Origin of the sequence: Allobosea psychrotolerans, assembly GCF_002917105.1 — a bacterium.
GTDB lineage: Bacteria > Pseudomonadota > Alphaproteobacteria > Rhizobiales > Beijerinckiaceae > Allobosea > Allobosea psychrotolerans.
The window spans coordinates 108,369-129,045 of the sequence record NZ_PQFZ01000015.1 but is presented as its reverse complement, the minus strand read 5'-3'; the positions used below and the strand labels follow the sequence as shown (position 1 = coordinate 129,045).

Here is a 20,677-nt window from a genome sequence, read left to right as displayed (position 1 = left end):
TTTGCGTGAGATCCTGCCGGCGAGGCCGCGGCCGGAGCGGTGGTCATGCGGCCTGCCCCAGCGACTTGTCGGTCGCTCCGTCCATCCGGCCGATGGCGATCAGAACAGGCTCCAGCTCGCGCAGCGGCATCTCCTCGAATGGCAGGTTGACGAAGGCCGTGACGCGAGCGGTCAGGTCGCGATAGCTCTGCAGGAAGGCGGCACGTCTGGCTGCTTGCGGGCCCGAGACCGACGCGGGATCGTCCAGTCCCCAATGCACCCGCATCGGCACGCCGGGGAAGGCTGGACATATCGCCTCGGCCGCGTCGTCGCACACCGTGATGACGAGATCGAGTTCAGGAGCGGCAGGACCAAAGAACTCGTCCCAGGACTTCGAGCGCATCGCCGAGACGTCATAGCCGAGGTCGTCGAGCAGGCCGAGAGCCAGCGGATGAGGCATCTCCTGCGGACGGCTACCAGCGGAATAGGCTTGGATCCGTCCGAGCCCTTCACGATTCAACACCGCCTCCGCCATGATCGAGCGGGCCGAATTACCCGTGCAGACCACCAGCACGCGCAAGGGGCGCTCGCTGGCGACGAACTCCCGGCGAGCCGGGACGGATCGCGAAACGGGCGCGCATCCCGCTGGCCTCTCGCTGCAGCAGGCGTCGGAGAGGAAGGCGAGCAGCGCGTCGGCGCGCGGGGCCTGAGCGGCGAAAATGATGTGGCGGCCTTCCCGCCGCGACGCCAGCAGTCCGACCTGTTCGAGCGCGCCCAGATGGGTCGACAAGGTGTTGTGCGCCACGGCCAGCAGCCGGCCGATGTCTCCCGCCGCGAGCCCATGCGGGCGATACCGCATGAGCAGGCGGAAGATCTCCAGCCGCGTCGGCTGCGCCAGCGCGCCGAGCAGAGCCACTGCGTCGGGAGAATCCAGCCCTTGTGTCACGCCGCGTCGTCCCTTTTGCCCATATCCTTCCCGATTGCATCGAGACGGTGCTGCAACGCCATGCCTTGCAGCGTTGACAGCGGCAAGCTCGCAAAGATCGAAATCCAATTATTGAGCATGCGGTAGGCGTCCGCGAAGGCAAGCGCCTTCTGCACGTCTTCCCCTTGGAAGGCCGCAGGATCGGGCAACGTCCAGAGCGCTGTCATCGGGTTGCCGGGCCAGGCAGGTGGCGCGGCATTGGCTGCGGTCTCGGACAGGGTGAAGACGAAGTCGAGCTCTGGCGAGCCAGGCTGGGCAAACTCGTTCCAGCTCTTGGGATGCAGGCCCGCCATATCGTGATTCAAGGATTTCAGCAGTCGAGCGACAAATGGGCTGACCTCCGGCTGCGGTTGGCTTCCGGCGCTAAAGACCATGAACTTGTCGCGGGCGAGCCGCCGCATGATGGATTCCGCCATGATCGAACGGGCGTGGTTGCCCTTGCAGACGAAGAGGACCTTCAGGGGAGCCGTTTCCATGGGGCATTCTCGTTATGTCGGTTGTTATCGACATAAATGCTGCCCAAGCAACATGTCGGAGTCAACCGACATATTGACATGTTATCTTCGTTCAGGCGATGGACCGTTCAGGATCATCGTAGGGAGCGTGGGTCATGCGGGTCGGCATCAATGGCATGGGGCGCATCGGGCGCCTGGCTCTGAGGGCAGCTCTCGGCGCGGCCGAGCGCCAGGGCGACGATCCGCGTGCCGGCAATCGACTCGACGTCGTGCATCTCAACGAGATCAAGGGCGGAGCGTTGGCGACGGCCCATTTGCTGGAATTCGACAGCATGCAGGGCCGTTGGCGCGCCGATATGGGCCCAGAGAGCGAGAACGGAATTCGCATCGGCGAGCGCCGAATGGGCTTCTCGGCTCACGTGGTGCCCGGAGATATCCCTTGGGGTGACCTTGGCGTCGATGTCGTGCTTGAATGTACCGGCAAATTCCTGATGCCTGCGACGATCGAGGGGCATCTGAAGCGCGGCGCCAAGCGCGTCATCGTCGCCGCGCCGGTCAAGGACGCCTCGGTCCTCAACGTGGTCGTCGGCATCAACGAGCATCTCTACGAGCCGGACAAGCACCCGATCGTTACCGCAGCCTCCTGCACCACCAATTGCCTCGCCCCCGTGGTGAAGGTCGTTCATGAGGCTTTCCGTATCCGGCACGGCCAGATCACCACGATCCATGATCCGACCAACACGAATGTGGTCGTCGACGCGCCGCACAAGGACCTGCGCCGCGCCCGCTCCGCCATGCTCTCGCTGCAGCCGACGACGACCGGCAGCGCCACAGCGATCGCGCTGATCTACCCTGAACTCAAAGGCAAGCTCGACGGTCACGCCGTTCGTGCGCCGGTGCTGAACGCCTCGCTGACCGATTGCGTCTTCGAACTGGAGCGCCCGACGACGGCCGCCGAGGTCAACGAGCTGTTCAAGGCCGCTGCGAAGGGGCCGCTCGCCGGCATCCTGGGCTTCGAGTCGCGGCCGCTGGTCTCGATCGACTACCAGCGCGACACGCGCTCCTCGATCATCGACGGTCTGTCGACGCTGGTGACCGACGGCACCATGCTCAAGGTCTACGCCTGGTACGACAACGAGATGGGCTATGCCTGCCGCATGGTCGATCTCGCCTGCCACCTCGAACAGGTCGGGATCTAAGGTGACCGAAGGCTCGCGCAACTACGCCATCGTCACCGCGGCCTATTGGGGCTTCACCCTGACCGACGGCGCGTTGCGGATGCTCGTGCTGCTGCACTTCTTCCGGCTCGGCTATTCGCCCTTCACGCTCGCCTTCCTCTTCGTTCTCTATGAGGCAGCCGGCATCGCCGCCAACCTGATCGGCGGCTGGCTCGCGGCCCGCTATGGCATCACGCGCATGCTGGCGGTCGGGCTGACGACCCAGATCGCGGGATTCCTGCTGCTCTCGGGTCTTTCGCCGGACTGGACCGCGGCCGCCTCGGTGACGTGGGTCGTCATGGCGCAGGGCATCTGCGGGGTCGCCAAGGATCTGACCAAGACCGCCTCGAAATCTGCAATCAAGGTGGCGGAAGCCACCGCCAAGGCCGAAGACGCGGAGGGCCGCCTGTTCCGCTGGGTCGCCTGGTTCACCGGCTCGAAGAACGCGATGAAGGGCATCGGCTTCTTCCTCGGCGGGCTGCTGCTGGAGGCGCTGGGCTTCCGTGGCGCGCTCTGGGCGATGGCGGCCATGCTCGCGCTGATCCTGGTGGGCGTCGTCACCTCGCTGCCGGCGATGCTCGGCAAGGCCAAAGCCAGCAAAACTGCCCGCGAGCTCTTCGCCAAGAACCGGGCCGTCAACCTGCTGGCCCTCGCCCGTGTCGCGCTGTTTGGTGCACGCGATATCTGGTTCGTCGTGGGCGTGCCGGTGTTCCTCTATGCGTCCGGCTGGACCTTCACCATGGTCGGCACCTTTCTGGCGCTCTGGACGATCGGATATGGTGTCGTTCAGGCAGCGGCGCCCGCATTCGTGAAGAGGAGCTCCGACGGGCTTTCGGCGGAGGTGCCGGCAGCGCGGATGTGGTCTTTGGCTCTTGCCATCGTGCCGGTGGCGATCGCCGCGGTCCTTGCCAGCACCGCTGGCCTGCGGGCTGACCTGGTTTTGGTCGTCGGGCTATGCGTCTTCGGCTTTGCTTTCGCAGTGAACTCTTCAGTGCACTCCTACCTTATCCTGGCTTATGCCGGCTCTGAGAAATCGGCAGAGGATGTCGGCTTCTACTATGCGGCGAACGCGCTCGGCCGCTTCGCGGGGACGCTCCTTTCGGGCATGCTCTACCAGGTCGGGGGCATCCAAGCCTGCCTGATCGGTTCCGCACTGATGTTGGCAGCCTGCTTCCTCGCGACGCTTGCACTGCCAAGACGCGGTACTCTTGTCACTGCACGAGGCTGAAAGCAGCCTTCAAGACGCGCATCCTGCGGCTCGATCGGCGATGACTACGCGAACCGGTGTCCACTTCGCTCGAAAATGCTCTACCTCCTTGTTTTATCGCATTTTCTTCACGCGAACCGGTGTCCACTTCGCTCGAAAATGCTCTAGCGGCCGGCCGAGCGGTGGCGGATCGCGCGCTCCAGCGACAGCAACCCGCCATTCGCCAGCACCGCGAAGAGCGCCAGGAACAGGCCGATCGCCATGATCGTGTCGAGATCGCCCAGGCCCATCGCGTTGACGGCGGTGAAGCCCAGGCCCCGCTTCGAGGCGAACATCTCGCCGATCAGGACGCCGAGCAGGCTCAGCGAGAAACCGATCCGGATGCCGGCGACGAGTTCGGGAATGATCGCCGGCAGCACGACGGACCGCACCGCCTCGAAGGCGCTGAGCCGCATCACCTTGGCCGTGCGCAGATAGACCGGCTTCAATTGGCTGATCGCGTTGCGCGTCAGGAGCGTGATCGGCACGAGCCCATGCATGATGCCGAAGGCGACCTTCGCCGGCATTCCGAGCCCGAAGATCAGCAGCACCAGCGGATAAAGCGTCACCTTCGGCAGCGAGTAGAACGTCACCAGGATAGGCTCCATCACCTCCCCGACCGGCCGCAGCCAGGCGAGCACGACGCCGAGCCCGATGCCGAGCACGATCGACAGCGCCAGCGCCCAGAGGAAGGCCGTGCCGGTCTCGGCGACGTCGAGCCAGAACCGGCTGCTCCCCATCAGGACGACGAGCCGGGCCAGGGTCGCGGCGGGCGAACTGATCGCGCCCGATGCGGTGGCGAGGTGCAGGCCCTGCCAGCACAGGATCAGGACCAGGGCGAGCACGATCGGCGGCACGATGTTTCGCAGCGCTCCGCCCGGCAGGGTCTGGCTCGGCAGGGTTTTGCTCGCCACGGTGTTACTCGCCATCGCTTTGCTCGCCATCTTGGACCTCAGCGGCGCAGGCGCGATTGCAGGCGGCGGTCGAGCCTGTCGAGCGTCATGTTGACGAGCGTGACCGCAATCACGATCAGCAGCATCAGCCCGTACATCTGCCGGTTCTCGAAATTGTTGTAGGCATAGGCGATGGCGTAGCCGAGCCCGTCGCCCGACAGGATGAACTCCGAGGCGATGACGCCGATGAAGGAGTAGGCCACGCTCAGCCGCGCCCCGGTGAAGAAATACGGCGCCGCCGCCGGCAGCTGGATCATCAGCGCGGTCTTGACCGGCGACAGGCGCATGATCCGGGCGGTGCGCAGCAGCACGCCCGGAATCCGGTCGAGGCCGTTCATCGTGGCGGTGATCATCGCCACGATCGAGAGCAGCACGGCGATGGCGATGATGGCGGCGCTGTTGACGCCGAACAGCACGATGAAGACCGGGTAGAAGATGAAGGTCGGGACGGCGTAGTAGCTTGCGAGATAAGGCTCGACCGCGCGCCGCAAAAAATCACAGGCGTGGATCGCCACGCCCAGCACGAACCCCGCCGAAATCGAGATCACGACCGAGATCATCACATTGGTCAGGGTCAGGGCGATGGCGCGGTTGAACTCGCCCGACCACAGGATGTCGCTGAGACTGGCGACCATCGCGCTGGGCGGGATGATCACGGTCCTGGCGACCCAGCCCAAGGCGCAGGCCAGTTCCAGCGCCAGCACGCAGGACAGCACGACGGCCAGGGTGACGAGCCCACGATATCTCATCGCGGCCCTGCTCCTTGCGTCTGCATGTGCTTCATCGTCTCGGCGCGCAGCTTCTCCCAGATCCGGCCGGTCATCTCACCGAAGCGCGGATCGGCGACGATCCGGCTGTCGCGGTCCTTTGACCAGCCGGTCTCGATGACGTCGATGAACAGGCCCGGCCGCGCCGACATCACCCCGACGCGGTCGGCCAGCATCGCGGCCTCGTCGAGCGAATGCGTGATCAGGAGCACGGTTGCCCTGGTCTCGCGCCAGAGCCGCAGCAATTCGTCGCCCATGATCAGGCGGGTCTGCTGGTCGAGCGCGCCGAAAGGCTCGTCGAGCAGGATCAGCCGCGGCTGCAGCACGAGCGTGCGTGCGATGCAGACGCGCTGCCGCATCCCGCCCGACAACTGCGCCGGGTAGGATTGCCGGAAATCGCGCAGGCCCATGAAGCCGACAGCATAATCGACGCGGCGCTCGATCTCGGCCTGGCCGATTCCGGCCCGCTTCAGGCCGAAGGCGACATTGGCCTCGACCGTCAGCCAGGGAAACGAGGCGTCCTCCTGGAAGACGACGCCGATGCCGTCGGGCACGCCGGCGATCGGCTTGCCCTCGAAGCTCGCCGTGCCTTCGCTGGGCGGGTTCAGCCCCGCCAGCACGTCGAGCAGCGTCGATTTTCCGCAGCCGGACGGGCCGACGACCGAGAAGAACTCGCCCTGCCGGAGGTCGAGGTCGATCGGCCCCAGCGCATGCAGCGTCTTGCCGCCGCCGGGGAAGCGGTAATGACGTGTCACGCCCCTGAGGCTTGCGGCCGGCGGCTCGACTGCCGCTTTCGGAGCGTCGCGTGACGCCATGGCGAGGACCGTCATTGATCGGCCTTGAGGTCGGCCGGCAGGAAGGAGCGGTCGATCAGCGCCCCCCAATCCGGCAAGGCGGAGATCTCGCCGACGAGCTTGAGGCCCTCGCCGATCCGGTTCAGCTCGGCCGTGCTGAAGCCGCCCTCGCTCCACATCTGCGGCTCGATCATGTTCAGCATCGCGACCTTGGCCAGGCCGGGATCCATGTTGAACTGCCTGGCGACCATGTCGGAGGCGGCTTCCGGCGCCCGGTAGATCGCCTGCACGCCCATGCGGCGGCCGGCGATCAGGGCCTTGAGCTGCTCGGGCTTGGCCTTGGCGAATTCGCGGGTGGTGATGCCCACCGAGGTCGTCATCGCCGGCAGCAGGCCCTTGGCCGCGATCACCGTGCGGTAGCGGTCCTTGCGCAGGATCGACAGCGGCTCGATCAGGACGGCGGCCGAGACGGCTCCCTGCTCCAGCATGGTCAGCCCCTGAGTATAGCCGCCCGACGCGATGCGCTGGATCTTCGAGGCGTCGATGCCCTTCGCCGCCAACTCCATCAGGAAGACCATTTCGGAGGTCGATTTCGGCGAGGTGATCGCGACCTTCTTGCCGACGAGGTCCTCGAGGCTCTTGATCTCCGAGTTCGGCATCGTCACCAGGCTGGCCTCGGCGACCGTGCGGGTGCCGGAATGGATCAGCACGATCGGCAGCCCCTGCCTGGCGGCCGCCAGGGCGGCGGCCGTAGCGACCTCGCCATAGGGCACCTCGCTCGCCAGGATGTTGCGCACGCTCGTGCCGCCGCCACCCGAGCCAACCACGCCGGTCACGTCGATGCCGGCCTTCTTGAAATCGCCCTGCTCGATTGCAACAGCCACCGGAGCGCCATAGAGGCTCGCGCCCCATTGCGTGATCGAGATTTCGACCGCGCCGGCCGTGCCCGACAGGATCGACGTCGCGGCGAAGGCGAGCGCCCCCACCAGGGATCGAGCGCTGCTGCTTGTCTTGAAAACCATACGATTTCTCCCGAAAATCGCCGCCCGTGCTCCGAAGCGGAGGACGCAGCCGCAGTTGGATAGACAAGACCCGTGGTCAGCAAGTCGAGCTGTGGTCAGACCGTCTCGAAAACCTCGCTCAGCGTGATGCCCGATCGTCTCGACGACAATTCGATGGCCGCGTCCAGATCGGCCGCTCCGGTCGCGTGAATGGTGTAGAGCGCCCCGCCGGCCGCGACATGCTGGCCGACCGATGTCGCAAGATCGATGCCTGCCGCCTTGACGGCCGGCGCGCCGGCGCTGCGCGCGACGCCGGCCAGTTGCCAGCCGTCGACGGCGGCGACGTGGCCCGCCTGCGCGGCCCGCACGACATGGGTCAGCGGACCAGGCTCGGTCCGGGCCGTGCGGCCCTGCGCCGCCACGATGCGCTCGAAGCGGTCGCGTGCCGCGCCCGAGGCCAGCAGCGCCTCGGCTTGCGCCCGTCCGCGCGTGGAATCGCCGATTGCGGGATCGAAGGACAGGATCTCCGCAGCGAAGGTCAGCGCCTTCTCGCGCAGGTCACTGGGGGCCGCCGGGTCGCAATCCAGCACCAAGCCGACGTCGCGCAGTTCCAGGGCTGGCCCGATGCCGCGGCCGATCGCGCTGCTGCCGTCAGTGGCCAGCGCGCGCACGGTGAGGCCAAGCCCGGCGCCGACCAGCTCGAAGACGCGACAGAGTTCCCGGGCGTCAGCCAGGGTCTTCAGCTTGGCGTTGGGGCCGTAGGGACAATCGACCGCGACATGGGTCGATCCCGCAGTCCATTTCTTCGACATGATCGAGGCGACCGACCAGCGATTGCTGTCGAGGCCGAGCGGCCGCGTGATCGCATTGACCACGTCGTCGAGCGCGGAATGGTTGAGCCGGCCGTTCCAGGCGATGCAGGCCCCGGTCTGGTGCACGACGCGGGCGACATCGGCTGCCGTCAGGTCGACCCGGCAGGCGGCTTCCATCGCATCGGCCGTGCCCGATGCCGAGGTGATGGCGCGCGACGAGGTTTTGGGCATCAGCAGCCCGTGGGCGGCGACGATCGGGACCACGATCAGGGTGATGCGGCTGCCGGGAATACCGCCGAGCGAATGCTTGTCGACGACGATCGGCGCGTCCCAGGCGATCCTGGCCATGAAGCGGCAGCGCGCCTGCGCCACGGCGACGACCTCGACATCGTCGAGGTTCTGGATCGTCCTGACCAGGAAGGCCGAGACCTCGCTCTCGGGATAACGATCCTCGACGATGTCGCGAAACAGCGTCTCGTATTCGTCGGCGCAGAGGCGCCCGCCATCGATCTTGCGGCAGAGCAGCGCGCGGCTGCCGGGCGTGGGCGTGCGCCTGATCGACACCCTGTGGCCCTCCGGCAGCGCCAGCGCGTCGAAGGCCTCGGCCGAGAGGCCGATCTCGTCATCGCCGAGAAACGTGCCCGGCTCGACCATGCTGACCGCGGCCCGCACGCTGCGCCCCGCCGCCATGAGCTCGATGCGCCCGCTGCCGGCATAGGTCGCGGCCGGCACCGCGCTGCTCTCCTGAGGCAGGAACGCCATGTTCGCGCGCCCCGCATGGATCGGCATGCGGCGCAGCGCCATGCGCGCGGCGGCGGTCTCGATTGCTGCGACAAGGTGTTCGATCCCGGCCTCGACGCTCGCATCATTGGCGACCGTCAGGAGCTCGATCCCCTCCGGCAGCGGATCGGGACTGCGGTCGAGGCGCCGGTCGATCTCGGCTGCGCTCTCGCGGCCGCGCGCCAGGATGCGCTCGCGCAGCCTTGCGCGCGGCGCCGTGATCTCGACGACGACGAGGCGCGGCACGACGTCGATCAGCCCCGCCAAGGCCCCGCGCGAGCCATTGGCGACGACATGGCGCCCGGCCTCCAGCTCGGCGCGCAGCTGGATCGGCAGCCCATAGCTCAGCCCATGCGCCTGCCAGCAATGCAGGAAGCCGCCGGCCGCGACACGGCGTTCGAACTCTTCGGGAGAGACGGGCTCGTGATCCTCGCCCGGCCCTTCCGGGCGCGTGATGGCGCGCCGGCAGGCGACATAGCGGCCCGACGCCGCAAGAGTGGTCATCGCACCGGCGATCAGCGTGTCCTTCCCGACACCGCTCGCACCAACAATGACGAAGAGAATGCCGGGTTTCATCGGGTTTCGTCCGCCCGCCTCGTCAGCGCGGCTCGTCGAGGCCGATATCGACCGCCGGCGCCGATTGCAGCGGCCGGCTCGTCGAGACGTAGTCGACGCCGGTCTCGGCGATCGCCGCGATGGTATCGAGCCTGATCCCGCCCGAAGCCTCCAGCGCCGCCCGGCCATCGACGAAGAGAACGGCCTCGCGCATTGCCGGGATCGCCATGTTGTCGAGCATGATCACATCGGCGCCAGCGGCCAGCGCCTCGCGGACCTGCTCCAGCCGGTCGCATTCGACCTCGATCTTGGTCAGCGCCGGAACCTTCAGCTTCGCCCGCCGAACCGCTTCGGTGATGCTGCCGCAGACCGCGATGTGGTTGTCCTTGAGCATCACGCCATTGTCGAGGCCGAGCCGGTGGTTGAGCGAGCCGCCGCAGGCGGCGGCATGTTTCTCCAGCATCCGCAGGCCCGGCGTCGTCTTGCGGGTGTCGAGCAGGCGCGCCTTGGTGTGGGCGATGGCGGCGACGTATTTCGCGGTCTCGGTCGCGATGCCCGACAGGCGCTGGACGATGTTGAGCGCCACGCGCTCGGCGGTGAGGAGCGCCTGTGCCGGCCCGCTGACGATCATCAGCACCGCGCCCTTGTCGACGGCCTGCCCGTCCTCGACCTTCAGCTCCACCTGGCAGGACGGCTCGTAGCGCGTGAAGACGGCGGCGGCGACCTCGATGCCGGCAACCGTGATCGGCTCGCGCGCATTCATGTGAAAGGTCGCCCGGGCCTTGGGATCGATCATCAGCTGGGCCGTCAGGTCGAAGAAACCGATGTCCTCCGCCAGCCAGAGGTCGACCATGCGAAGTGCGGAGAAGCGGTCATACATGCGTCTTGCCTCACGATGATGCGAACGGATTGCGGGTCAGAACATTTTCCTGAGAACGAAGATCGCCGCCACCTGTTCGGCGGGATTGAGCTCCGCCAAGGTGCGGTGCGTGATGTCGCGCGCCCGGGGGATCATCTCGTCGAGCAGGGCCCGCCCCGCCGGCGTGATCGCGACCAGAACCTTGCGGGCGTCCTGCGGGTCCTTGTCGAGGGTGATGCAGCCGCGCGCGTGCAGGCGCTCGAGAATGCCGCGTATCGTGCCCTGGTCGATCGCGGTGGCGGCGATGAGATCCTTCTGGGAGGCCTGGCCCTGGCGCGCGAGGGCGCACAAAGTCGCGAACTGGACCGCGGTCATCTGCGGGTCGCCGATATGCTCCTGGAAGATCGCGAGATGCCGGTGATAGGCGCGCCGCAGCAGGTAGCCGATCTGCTCGGTGACGTCGTAGGGCTCAGGCAGCGCCGCGCAGGCCGCGTTCTCGGCAGCGACTTTGTTCTCGACGGCTTTTTGCGCCGGTCCCGACTGTCCTGACGCGAGCATGCGAGTCCTTCCGCTGGGGGAGACACAGGCACTTTTGAAGTCTTCGATTTATAGAGTGCACACTATTCGAAAGAGGGCGTCAATGGTGATTTTCTACCGAGGCGCCGCTGCATATGGCAAAATTGATCCAAAAAATTGGCAATTCTGGCCAGAACCGGGTCTCCGCGCCGCAGGCAGCCGACCAGAAAGAAGAGTGTACCCTGTTTCCTGGGCGAGATCCGGCCCTCGTCGCGTCTCCTTGGCGTCGGTGCGTCACGATCCTCGCCGGACCTGTTGAGCCCGGCGCAGGCGCTGGATCCTGGGTGGGCTTGGGGATGCTCGGCTCGATCGCGACCATCCAGACCGTCATTGCGAGCGTCAAGCCGAAGCAATCCAAAGGTCGTCGAGCTCTGGCGTCCGTGGATTGCCTCGTCGCTTTGCTCCTCGCCATGACGGTGCAACTCAAGCTGAAATCACTCTTCAATGCGCATGCGGCGTTATCTGTGTTGACGATGTGGATACGAGTATGGCTTATCAACTCCGGGGTGACCGATTGGCAGATCGATCAACCCGCGCAGCAAAGCGCGATCAACCCGGAGAGAATGGAACCCTGAGAATGCCACCCGCCGCATCTGTCGAGAAGCGACCGGCATCGGAAACGAAGACGACGACGATAAACCTGAGAGTACCCCGGCAGACACGAGATCTCATCGACACCGCTGCAAATGTCGTCGGGAAAACGCGTACGGAGTTCATGCTGGAGAGTGCGAAGCAGCACGCGATCGATGTCTTGATCGATCAGAAGCTGTTCTCTCTGAACGAGGCGCAGTTCGAAGCGTTTATGGATGTCCTCGACAATCCGCCGCCGCCCAGCTCACGACTGAAGAGACTGTTCGCCGAGAAATCCCCATGGGAGACGTGACGAACATATCGACGAAGTTCGGGAGCGGTCTTTCGCCCCCGAGCCCCATCACCTCTCATCACGATCTCAGCCGGTTCGCCTGCGGCCACGATGCCCTCGACGATTGGCTGAAGGCTCGCGCTGTGAAAAGCGAAGGGCAAACCAGCCGCACATATGTCTGCGCCGAGCGCAATCTCGTCGTGGGCTACTACTGCATTTCGAGCGCCTCCGTCAGATTGGGGGCAGCGCCTGGAAAGCTGCGGAGAAACAGCCCGGATCCCGTGCCGATGATCGTCCTTGGTCGCTTGGCGGTGTGCAAAACTCACGAGCGACAGGGTATCGGTGCCGGCCTTCTGAAGGACGCTCTTCTTCGGGCAATCCAAACCTCCAAAATCATCGGCGTGCGAGGCGTCCTCGTGCACGCTATCGATGACAGTGCCGCGGCCTTCTACACGCGTTTCGATTTTGTTGAATTCCCCGCGGAGAGCAGGACGATGTTCATACCGATCGAGACTGCGATCAGGGCTCTCGGCTGAAACACCGCGAAGTTCAACGAGATCTCGTAAGGCCGCCGTCGAGCATTGCCCTCGAGAAAAACCGATGCCGGCTCTCGTAGCAACGCTCTAAGACACCGTTTGGGAATTCCCTCAGCCCTCATCCTCAGGAGCCATTCCCTTGGGAATGGCGTCTCGAAGGATGCTCCGGGAGGCTCCGGAACCATCTGGAGCATCCTTCGAGACGCCGCTGACGCGGCTCCTCAGGATGAGGGCTGGAGGTTCCAAACGGGCTCTAACGTGGATGTTCCCGTCGCCAGGTCTCGGGCCGCTCGAAGTCGAGCGCCCAGAGCCCGCGCCCGGCCGCCCTCGCCTGCTCTTCCTCATTGCGATAGCCGCCATAGGCGACCGCCTGGCCCTGCCGTACCAGCTCGGCGTTGATGTCGATCTCGCCGACGCGGCAATGGGCGAGGCCGCGGCCATAGCGATCGAGCTTGCTGATCTCGCAGGTGACGAGGCCACGCACCAGCAAATCGGCCAGGGCGCGGCGCGCACTGCGTCCGCAATCGACCGGCCTGCCCGCCTTGGTCATGCAGCTCTGGCGATATTCGGGCGCATCCAGCCCTTCCAGGCGCAATTCCTCGCCATTCAGCCTGAGCGAATCGCCGTCGATCGCCTGCGCCGCGCCGGTCAGCATACGAGCAGGCCCGAGCCGATATTGCAGCACGGCGCCCGCTATCGCCAATAAACCAAGGATTCCAAGGGCGACCACGAGATCGACCAGCCGGCTGACGCGCCGCCAGCCGAAGGGGCCTGACCTGAAACGACCGAATCCGAAGCGCGCCATCAGGAAGAGCTTAACGATTTACCGACCATGATGGCGAGCCGGCGGTGCATCCTGCGCCGCCGGGCGAGGACATTTTTGCTCCGATCATGGCGGAAGTCACGGCTGAACAGGTGCAACGCGGGCGTGGGCCCGACCCGAACGCATTGGCGCGCCGCAAGCTCGTCACGCGCGAGGTCAAGTCGGTGCGCGAGCGGCTGACCTCCTCGACCGGGCTCGAGCGCGCCTTCGACTACGAATTGCTGCGGCTGTTCGCACAATACCGCATGAACGGCACCGCCGGCACGCTGGTGCTGGCGCTTTGCATCGCGGCGGCGGCCTGCCTGTGGATACCCGTCTACAGGGTCGCGCCCTGGGTCGGCGCCGTCATCCTCAGCTCGCTGGTGATCGTGATCCTGTGCCGGCGTTTCCTCGCGCAGGAGACCGGCGATGTCCGGATCAAGCTGTGGCGCCGTCTCTTCGCCCTGGCGGAAGGGGTCCATGGCTTCACCTGGTCCCTGATCCTGCTGCTGTTCGCGCAGAGCGGCGCGCCTGGGGCCAAGGTCTTCGTCACCACGACCCTGCTGATCGTCAGCGCGCTGACTGTGATGCTGTCGGCCTCGATTCCGATCGCGGTCTATGCCGGGCTGCTGCCGATCACCGTCGGCATCGGCCTGTTCTTCTGGGGTCGCAACGATATCGACAGCGTGACGATGGCGCTGATGGCGGCGTCCGCCCAGTTCTTCTTCATCTTCCTGGCCAACCGGCTCTATGCCAGCTCGGTTTCCACAATCGAATTCCGCGCCGAAAAGGACGCGCTGATCGCGGAGCTGGAAACTGCGACCGCCAATTCCGACGAGGCCCGGCGCAAGGCGGAGGAAGCCAACCTCGCCAAATCACGCTTCCTCGCCACGATGAGCCATGAGCTGCGCACGCCGCTCAACGCGATCCTGGGCTTCTCGGAGGTGATGAAGAACGAGGTTTTCGGCGGGCACGCCAACGCCGCCTACAAGGAATATTCCGCCGACATCCACGGCTCGGGCCAGCATCTGCTCGAGCTGATCAACGAGATCCTCGATCTCTCGCGCATCGAGGCCGGCAAATACGAGCTCAACGAGGAGGCACTCTCGCTCGCCGCCATCGCCGATGATTGCCGCCACATGCTGAACCTGCGCGCCAAGGCCAAGGGCCAGACGATCCGCGAGGCGATCGAACCGCATCTGCCCAAGGTCTGGGCCGATGAGCGGGCGATCCGGCAGGTGGTGCTGAACATCCTCTCCAACGCGATCAAGTTCACCCCGCAGGGCGGCGAGATCTCGATCAAGGTCGGCTGGACCGCCAATGGCGGACAATATGTCTCGATCACCGATACCGGACCCGGCATCCCGGAGGATGAAATCCCGATCGTGCTGCAGACCTTCGGGCGCGGCTCGCTGGCGATCAAGACGGCCGAGCAGGGCTCAGGCCTCGGCCTGCCGATCGTGAAGGGGCTGATCGACCTGCATGGCGGCGGCTTCCACCTGAAATCGAAGCCGCGCGCCGGAACCGAAGTGACGATCACGCTCCCGGCCGAGCGGGTGATGGATACGCTGGCGGCCCTGCCGGAGCCGACGACGAGGGCGGCCTGAAAGGCGAGTGGCGAATGGCGAATAGCGAATGGTGAGAGTGGCTCTACTCGCTACTCACCACTCGCTATTCGCTATTTCGCCATTCGCCCCCACATTCAGTCCACGACCCGGACTGCGCCTTTGGCAGCGCTCGTCGTCATCGCGGCATAGGCCTTGAGCGCGGTCGTGATCTTGCGCTTGCGCGGCGCGGCGGGCTTCCAGGCGTCCTTGCCCTTGGCCTCCATCGCGGCACGCCGGCGCGCCAGCTCCTCCTCCGAGACCTGCAGGCTGATGCCGCGGTTGGGGATATCGATGGCGATGATGTCGCCATTCTCGACCAGGCCGATCGCGCCCCCTTCTGCCGCTTCAGGCGAGACATGGCCGATCGAGAGGCCCGACGAGCCGCCCGAGAAGCGCCCATCGGTGACCAGCGCGCAGGCCTTGCCGAGCCCCTTCGATTTCAGATAGCTCGTCGGATAAAGCATTTCCTGCATGCCCGGCCCGCCGCGCGGCCCCTCATAGCGAATGACGACGACGTCGCCTTCCCTAACCTTGCGGTTGAGGATGCCCTCGACGGCGGCGTCCTGGCTCTCGAAGATCACCGCCGGCCCGGAGAAGCTCAGGATCGAGGCGTCGACGCCGGCCGTCTTCACGATGCAACCGTCGAGCGCGATGTTCCCGGACAGCACGGCGAGCCCGCCATCCCTGGAATGGGCATGATCCTTGTCGCGGATCACGCCGCCGGCGCGATCGAGATCGAGTTCCTCGAAGCGGCGCTCCTGGCTGAAGGCGACCTGCGTCGGCACACCGCCGGGGGCTGCGCTGTAGAAGCTCTTCACCGCCTCGCTTTGCGTCCGCGTGATGTCCCAGCGCGACAGGGCTTCCGCCATCGTCGCCGCATGGACCGTCGGCAGCGAGGTGTCGATCAGCCCGGCGCGATCGAGCTCGCCGAGGATCGCCATGATGCCGCCGGCGCGGTGGACATCCTCCATATGGACGTTGGCGACCGAAGGCGCGACCTTGCACAGCACCGGCACACGCCGCGACAACCGGTCGATATCGGCCATGGTGAAAGCGATCTCGGCCTCATGGGCGGCGGCGAGCAGATGCAGCACCGTATTGGTCGAGCCGCCCATGGCGATGTCGAGCGTCATCGCGTTCTCGAAGGCCTTGAAGCTCGCGACATTGCGCGGCAGCACGCTCGCATCATCCTGCTCGTACCAGCGCCGGGCGATGTCGACGATCAGGTGCCCCGCCTCGACGAAGAGGCGCTTGCGGTCGGCATGCGTCGCCAGCACCGAGCCGTTGCCCGGCAGCGCCAGCCCCAGCGCCTCGGTGAGGCAGTTCATCGAATTGGCGGTGAACATGCCCGAGCAGGAGCCGCAGGTCGGGCAGGCGGAGCGCTCGATCACATCGACTTCGCTGTCGGAATATTTGCTGTCGGCGGCAGCCACCATCGCATCGACGAGGTCGACTTTCTTGAGCACGCCCTCGGCGATGTATTTGCCCGCTTCCATCGGCCCGCCGGAGACGAAGACGGTGGGGATGTTGAGCCGCATCGCCGCCATCAGCATGCCGGGCGTGATCTTGTCGCAGTTCGAGATGCAGACCATCGCGTCGGCGCAATGGGCGTTGACCATGTACTCGACGCTGTCGGCGATGATCTCGCGCGAGGGCAGGCTGTAGAGCATGCCGTCATGGCCCATGGCGATGCCGTCATCGACCGCGATGGTGTTGAACTCCTTGGCGACGCCGCCGGCCTGTTCGATCTCGCGGGCGACGAGCTGGCCGAGATCCTTGAGATGGACATGGCCGGGCACGAACTGGGTGAAGGAGTTGACCACGGCGATGATCGGCTTGCCGAAATCTGAGTCCTTCATGCCGGTGGCGCGCCAGAGGCCGCGCGCGCCGGCCATGTTGCGGCCCTTGGTGGTGGTGTCGGATCTCAGCTTCGGCATGGTTCACCCTCTCCGCCCGGGAGACTGGACGTCAGAATATCGCCGGCACTCACCAGAGAGGGAGAGCAGGATCGACACAAAAAACCGGTCCCCACGTTTTCGCATCCTGCTCTAGCGGCTGCGCCGCCGCCGGCAAAATTGAATTCTTCGATTTCCAGGATCGGCGCGGCCGATCGCAAGCCGCTGTCGCAGAAAGAGCGTTTTCGAGCGAAGTGGATACCGGCTCGCGTGAAGAAAACGCGTTTAAGCAAATTGCTCCAGCTGGAGACGGCTCGCCGGAGTTGGCATAACGGGGCATGGCCGGCGATCTCGACGGCAGGCGCGTCCGAAAGACACCGCATGATCCGCAATATCGACATCGACCTGATGCGCTGCCTCGTGACCATCGCCGAGAAGGGCAGTTTTACGCGGGCGGCGGCAGCGCTGTTCCGCAGCCAGTCGACGATCAGCTCGCAGGTGCGCCGGCTGGAGGAGCTGGTCGGCCACACCTTGCTGCAGCGCTCGCCCCATGAGGTGGCGCTGACGCGCGCCGGCGAGGATTTCCTGGGTTATGCGCGCCGCATCGTGGCCTTGCATGACGAGGCGCTCGACGTCGCCGATGCGCAGAGCGTGAGCGGGCCGGTGCGGCTGGCGGTGATGGACGACTACGCCACGATCGTGCTGCCGGAGACCCTCGCCCGCTTCGTGCGCTCCCATCCCGATGTCGAGCTCGAGGTCACGACCGGTTTCACCCGCGACCTGCTGACCAGGCTCGGCGAAGAGTTCGATCTCGTCCTCACCACCCAGAAGCAGGGCGACGGGCGCGGCGAGGTGCTGCGCAGCGAACGCACCGTCTGGGCCTGCTCGGACCGGCATGATCTGTCTCGAGAACATGGCCTGTCTCTGGAGGAGCCCCTCAAGCTTGCCCTGCTCAGCGCGCCCAACATGTACCGGGAATGGGGGCTCGCCGCCCTGAACGCGGCGGGGCTGAGCTGGCGCATCCTGTTCAGCAGTTCCAGCATCGGCGCGGTCGAGGCCATGGCGGCCTCGGGCGCCGCCGTGACCATCGTCAAGGCCGGCACGGCGCGGCCGGGCCTGCGACTGCTCGGCGCGGCCGATGGTTTGCCGGCCCTGCCGGCCTCCGAGATCGCGCTGCACATGGCGCCTGGCCGCGCCAGCCCCGCGATGCGGGCGCTCTGCGACTTCCTGCGGCAGGCGCTGACGCAAGGCGGCGACGAGAGCAGCCAGGGCGAAGCCTGACGAGGGCTCAGGCCTCCGCCGCCCCCTTCCCCGCCACACCGGCCTGAGCGAAGGTCGCCATGCCGGAATGGATCGCGGCGGCGGCCTTGACCAGCGAAGCGGCAAGCGCTGCCCCGGTGCCCTCGCCCAGCCGCATGTCGAGCGCCAGCAGCGGCTGCTTGCCGAGTCGGGCCAGGACCTGCGCATGCGCGCCCTCGGCCGAGAGATGGCCGGCGAGGCAATGGTCGATCGATGACGGCTCCAGCGCGTGCAGGATCGCGGCGGCGGCGGTGACGACATAGCCGTCGAGAATGACCGGGATGCGCTGCGAGCGCGCGGCGATGATGGCGCCGCAGATCGCCGCGATCTCGCGCCCGCCGAAGCGGCGCAGGACCTCGAGCGGGTCGCGCAGATGGGCCGCGTGCAGGGCAAGCCCCGCCTCGACGGCGGCGACCTTGCGCTTCAGGCCGGCGTCGTCGACACCGGTGCCGCGGCCGCACCAGATCGCGGCATCGCCGCCATAGAGCGCGGCATAGATCGCGGCTGCGGAGGTGGTGTTGCCGATGCCCATCTCGCCGAGGCAAAGCAGATCAGCCCCGCCCGCGAGCGCCTCCATGCCGAAGGCCATGGTGGCGACACAGGCGCGCTCGTCGAGCGCGTCGCCTTGCGTGAAATCGCCGGTCGGCAGGTCGAGCGCGAGATCGAAGACCTTGAAGCCGATATCGAAGGCCGCGCAGATCTGGTTGATCGCCGCGCCGCCGGCGGCGAAATTCTCCAGCATCTGACGCGTGACCGCCTGCGGAAAGGCGGAGACGCCCTGGGCCACGACGCCGTGATTGCCGGCGAAGACGCAGACCAGCGGCCGGTCGACGCGCGGGATCGGCTTGGCCTGCCAGGCGGCGAGCCATTCGGCGATCTCCTCCATGCGGCCGAGGCTGCCGGCCGGCTTGGTCAGTTCCTTGTCGCGAGCCCGCACCGCATTGGCCGCGGCCATGTCGGGGCCGGGCATGGCGGCAATGAGCTGACGGATATCGTCGAAGGGCAAGCCGGAAGCGGGCATGGGCGTCTCGTCGGGCGATGCGGAGATGGGCACCGGGCGCTTCGCCATGGCGGCCGGCTCGCCGCTGCTGCTATAGGCTCGGGCGCATGAAGACAATCGAGGACGACGAGACCGCATGAGCGAAACGCAGGCCGAGAGCGCAAATGCGGGGCAAGGCGAGCCGTCATTTGAGGACGAGCCGATTTGGCCGGGCTGGCTGGCGGCGACCGCGATCTGCGTGCGCTTCTATTCGCGGCTGCCGTTTCCGCGCCTGGCGAGCGAAGGCGAGGTCCACGCCATGCCGGATTTCCGGCTGGTGCCGCGCGCCTTGCCGCTCGCCGCCCTCCTCATCGCGCTGCCGGCGGCGCTGATCCTGCTGGGGGCGGGCCTTGCCGGCATCAACCCGACGCTGTCAGCCGTGCTTGCCGTCAGCGCGCTCGTGCTCGCCACCGGGGCCTTCCATGAGGACGGTCTCGCCGACGCCACTGATGGGCTGTTCGGCGGACATACCCCGGAACGGCGCCTGGAGATCATGAAGGACAGCCGCGTCGGCAGCTTCGGCGTGATGGCGCTGGGATTGTCGCTGCTGCTGCGCGTCACGACGCTGGCCGCGATCCTGGCGGCGGCCGGCCCCTGGGCTGCGGCCGGCGCCGTCCTCATCGCCGCGCCCTGGTCCCGGGCGGAGGGCATCTATCTGCTCGCGACCGAGAAACCGGCGCGTAGGGAGGGCGCATCGGTGGCGGTCGGCCGGCCGACGGGGCGCACAGCCCTGATCGCATTTTGTCTGTCGGCGGCCTTCGCGATCGCCCTCGACAACACGCTTTCCCTGCCCCCCTTCGGCCTGGCCCTCGGCCTGTTCCTGAGCTTCGGCACCGGGACGATACTCAAGCGGCTCTGCCGCCGCCTGATCGGCGGTCAGACCGGCGATATCGTCGGCGCGATGCAGCAGCTCTCCGAGATCGCGATCTATCTCGGCTTCGCGCTCATGCTGGGAGCCGCCAAGCCGTGACCACCGCGTCGAGCCCCTGCGTCAAGATCTGCGTGATCGACCCCGCCAGCAAGCTCTGCCAGGGCTGCGGCCGGACGCTCAAGGAAATCGCGCAATGGGCCGGCATGAGCGAGGCGCAGCGGCTGGCGGTGATGGCGCTTCTGCCGGAGCGCATGCGGGCGCAGCGAAGCTGACCGCTCAATCCTGCGGAGTGGCGCTGCGGGCCGTCGCGACGAGCGCCTCGCCCGCCAGCCGGTAGAAGATCTTCTCCCGCTGCGCGACCGCGCCGAGGCTCTCATAGAAGCGCAGCAATTCGGGATTGGCGGCGTCCGCCGTCCAGTCGAGACGCTTATGGCCGCGCACCAAGGCGAGGTCGGCAAGGGCACGCATCAGGGCGCGGCCGATGCCGGCGCCACGTGCCTCACGCGCCACGTAAAGCTCCTTCAGGAAGAAGCCCGAGGTCAGGCCGGGCCCGGGATAGATCGCCGCCGCCGCGGCGAAGCCGAGCAGCGCCGCCCCATCCTCGGCGATCAGGATCTCGACGCCGGCCGGCGGCGCCGCGATGCCGGCCAGGATCTGCGCCGGCTCCGGGCACGGCACGCGATAATGCCCCTGCATCTCGACCATCAGAGCCACCAGCGCCGAATGGTCGGCCTCCGTGAGATGGCGAATGCGAATGTGCCGGGTCTGAGCAGCCATCACTTGCCTC

At 66.5% G+C, this 20,677-nt stretch carries 22 protein-coding genes; 9 read left to right on the top strand and 13 right to left on the bottom strand.

Features of this window, described 5'->3' with window-relative positions; genetic code table 11:
• Positions 1-43: 43 nt before the first annotated feature.
• Both CYD53_RS21965 and CYD53_RS21960 read right to left on the bottom strand, forming a co-directional pair.
• The gene (locus tag CYD53_RS21965) at positions 44-925 is read right to left on the bottom strand and encodes an arsenate reductase/protein-tyrosine-phosphatase family protein (protein WP_245928371.1); all 882 of its coding nucleotides are present in this window, start codon (positions 923-925) and stop codon (positions 44-46) included.
• Positions 922-1,440 carry an arsenate reductase/protein-tyrosine-phosphatase family protein gene (locus CYD53_RS21960; RefSeq protein ID WP_103720221.1) on the bottom strand — a complete coding sequence of 173 codons (519 nt, stop codon included), beginning with the start codon at positions 1,438-1,440 and terminating at the stop codon, positions 922-924. Before CYD53_RS21960 ends, CYD53_RS21965 begins: the two co-directional genes overlap by 4 nt.
• 134 nt (positions 1,441-1,574) lie before the next feature.
• Between CYD53_RS21960 and CYD53_RS21955 the strand changes: the two genes are divergently transcribed.
• Together CYD53_RS21955 and arsJ are read left to right on the top strand one after the other, a co-directional pair.
• Positions 1,575-2,618, top strand: coding sequence for an ArsJ-associated glyceraldehyde-3-phosphate dehydrogenase (locus CYD53_RS21955; protein ID WP_103720220.1), 1,044 nt, complete (start codon positions 1,575-1,577; stop codon positions 2,616-2,618).
• 1 nt (position 2,619) lies between these two features.
• A complete protein-coding gene (arsJ, locus tag CYD53_RS21950) occupies positions 2,620-3,864 on the top strand; it encodes an organoarsenical effux MFS transporter ArsJ (protein WP_103720219.1) in 1,245 nt (414 codons plus the stop codon).
• Between the two features lie 143 nt (positions 3,865-4,007).
• On the opposite strand, the gene CYD53_RS21945 is transcribed toward arsJ, so the two are convergent.
• The 7 genes from CYD53_RS21945 to CYD53_RS21915 form a co-directional block, all read right to left on the bottom strand.
• Complete coding sequence (locus CYD53_RS21945; RefSeq protein ID WP_210202406.1) at positions 4,008-4,811, bottom strand: ABC transporter permease; 804 nt, start codon at positions 4,809-4,811, stop codon at positions 4,008-4,010.
• A 23-nt stretch (positions 4,812-4,834) separates the two neighbouring features.
• Positions 4,835-5,584: an ABC transporter permease gene (locus tag CYD53_RS21940; RefSeq protein ID WP_103720218.1), complete on the bottom strand. Its 750-nt coding sequence runs from the start codon at positions 5,582-5,584 to the stop codon at positions 4,835-4,837.
• On the bottom strand, positions 5,581-6,417 hold the full coding sequence (locus CYD53_RS21935; protein ID WP_245928370.1) for an ABC transporter ATP-binding protein: 837 nt from the start codon (positions 6,415-6,417) through the stop codon (positions 5,581-5,583). Before CYD53_RS21935 ends, CYD53_RS21940 begins: the two co-directional genes overlap by 4 nt.
• Before the next feature lie 11 nt (positions 6,418-6,428).
• The gene (locus CYD53_RS21930; RefSeq protein WP_103720216.1) at positions 6,429-7,418 is read right to left on the bottom strand and encodes an ABC transporter substrate-binding protein; all 990 of its coding nucleotides are present in this window, start codon (positions 7,416-7,418) and stop codon (positions 6,429-6,431) included.
• 95 nt (positions 7,419-7,513) lie between these two features.
• Entirely contained in the window at positions 7,514-9,565 is a 2,052-nt protein-coding gene (phnN, locus tag CYD53_RS21925) for a phosphonate metabolism protein/1,5-bisphosphokinase (PRPP-forming) PhnN (protein WP_146055968.1), read from the bottom strand.
• A 22-nt stretch (positions 9,566-9,587) separates the two neighbouring features.
• A complete protein-coding gene (gene nadC / locus CYD53_RS21920) occupies positions 9,588-10,424 on the bottom strand; it encodes a carboxylating nicotinate-nucleotide diphosphorylase (protein ID WP_103720215.1) in 837 nt (278 codons plus the stop codon).
• A gap of 36 nt (positions 10,425-10,460) precedes the next feature.
• A complete protein-coding gene (locus CYD53_RS21915) occupies positions 10,461-10,961 on the bottom strand; it encodes a MarR family winged helix-turn-helix transcriptional regulator (protein ID WP_210202405.1) in 501 nt (166 codons plus the stop codon).
• 113 nt (positions 10,962-11,074) lie between these two features.
• Between CYD53_RS21915 and CYD53_RS29995 the strand changes: the two genes are divergently transcribed.
• The 3 genes from CYD53_RS29995 to CYD53_RS21900 are packed head-to-tail and all read left to right on the top strand — an operon-like array spanning position 11,075 to position 12,377.
• Positions 11,075-11,554 carry a hypothetical protein gene (locus tag CYD53_RS29995; RefSeq protein ID WP_146055967.1) on the top strand — a complete coding sequence of 160 codons (480 nt, stop codon included), beginning with the start codon at positions 11,075-11,077 and terminating at the stop codon, positions 11,552-11,554.
• 2 nt (positions 11,555-11,556) lie between these two features.
• Positions 11,557-11,862: a type II toxin-antitoxin system TacA family antitoxin gene (locus tag CYD53_RS21905; protein ID WP_103720213.1), complete on the top strand. Its 306-nt coding sequence runs from the start codon at positions 11,557-11,559 to the stop codon at positions 11,860-11,862.
• Entirely contained in the window at positions 11,850-12,377 is a 528-nt protein-coding gene (locus tag CYD53_RS21900; protein ID WP_103720212.1) for a GNAT family N-acetyltransferase, read from the top strand. Before CYD53_RS21905 ends, CYD53_RS21900 begins: the two co-directional genes overlap by 13 nt.
• Positions 12,378-12,630: 253 nt before the next feature.
• Here CYD53_RS21900 and CYD53_RS21895 read toward each other — a convergent pair whose 3' ends face one another.
• Entirely contained in the window at positions 12,631-13,182 is a 552-nt protein-coding gene (locus CYD53_RS21895; protein ID WP_103720211.1) for a thermonuclease family protein, read from the bottom strand.
• A gap of 86 nt (positions 13,183-13,268) precedes the next feature.
• Between CYD53_RS21895 and CYD53_RS21890 the strand changes: the two genes are divergently transcribed.
• Positions 13,269-14,786 (top strand): sensor histidine kinase, encoded by a 1,518-nt coding sequence (locus tag CYD53_RS21890; protein WP_103720260.1) that lies wholly within the window; start codon positions 13,269-13,271, stop codon positions 14,784-14,786.
• Between the two features lie 95 nt (positions 14,787-14,881).
• Here CYD53_RS21890 and ilvD read toward each other — a convergent pair whose 3' ends face one another.
• Positions 14,882-16,723 carry a dihydroxy-acid dehydratase gene (gene ilvD / locus CYD53_RS21885; protein ID WP_103720210.1) on the bottom strand — a complete coding sequence of 614 codons (1,842 nt, stop codon included), beginning with the start codon at positions 16,721-16,723 and terminating at the stop codon, positions 14,882-14,884.
• A 339-nt stretch (positions 16,724-17,062) separates the two neighbouring features.
• Between ilvD and CYD53_RS21880 the strand changes: the two genes are divergently transcribed.
• Positions 17,063-17,962: a LysR substrate-binding domain-containing protein gene (locus CYD53_RS21880; protein WP_103720209.1), complete on the top strand. Its 900-nt coding sequence runs from the start codon at positions 17,063-17,065 to the stop codon at positions 17,960-17,962.
• Positions 17,963-17,969: 7 nt separating this feature from the next.
• Here CYD53_RS21880 and cobT read toward each other — a convergent pair whose 3' ends face one another.
• Positions 17,970-19,001 (bottom strand): nicotinate-nucleotide--dimethylbenzimidazole phosphoribosyltransferase, encoded by a 1,032-nt coding sequence (cobT, locus tag CYD53_RS21875; protein WP_103720259.1) that lies wholly within the window; start codon positions 18,999-19,001, stop codon positions 17,970-17,972.
• 115 nt (positions 19,002-19,116) lie between these two features.
• On the opposite strand from cobT, the gene CYD53_RS21870 reads away from it, so the two are divergent.
• Both CYD53_RS21870 and CYD53_RS21865 read left to right on the top strand, forming a co-directional pair.
• Positions 19,117-19,989, top strand: coding sequence for an adenosylcobinamide-GDP ribazoletransferase (locus CYD53_RS21870; protein WP_103720208.1), 873 nt, complete (start codon positions 19,117-19,119; stop codon positions 19,987-19,989).
• Complete coding sequence (locus tag CYD53_RS21865) at positions 19,986-20,162, top strand: DUF1289 domain-containing protein (protein WP_103720207.1); 177 nt, start codon at positions 19,986-19,988, stop codon at positions 20,160-20,162. Before CYD53_RS21870 ends, CYD53_RS21865 begins: the two co-directional genes overlap by 4 nt.
• Positions 20,163-20,166: 4 nt before the next feature.
• On the opposite strand, the gene CYD53_RS21860 is transcribed toward CYD53_RS21865, so the two are convergent.
• Positions 20,167-20,667 carry a GNAT family N-acetyltransferase gene (locus CYD53_RS21860; protein ID WP_103720206.1) on the bottom strand — a complete coding sequence of 167 codons (501 nt, stop codon included), beginning with the start codon at positions 20,665-20,667 and terminating at the stop codon, positions 20,167-20,169.
• Between the last annotated feature and the right edge of the window lie 10 nt (positions 20,668-20,677).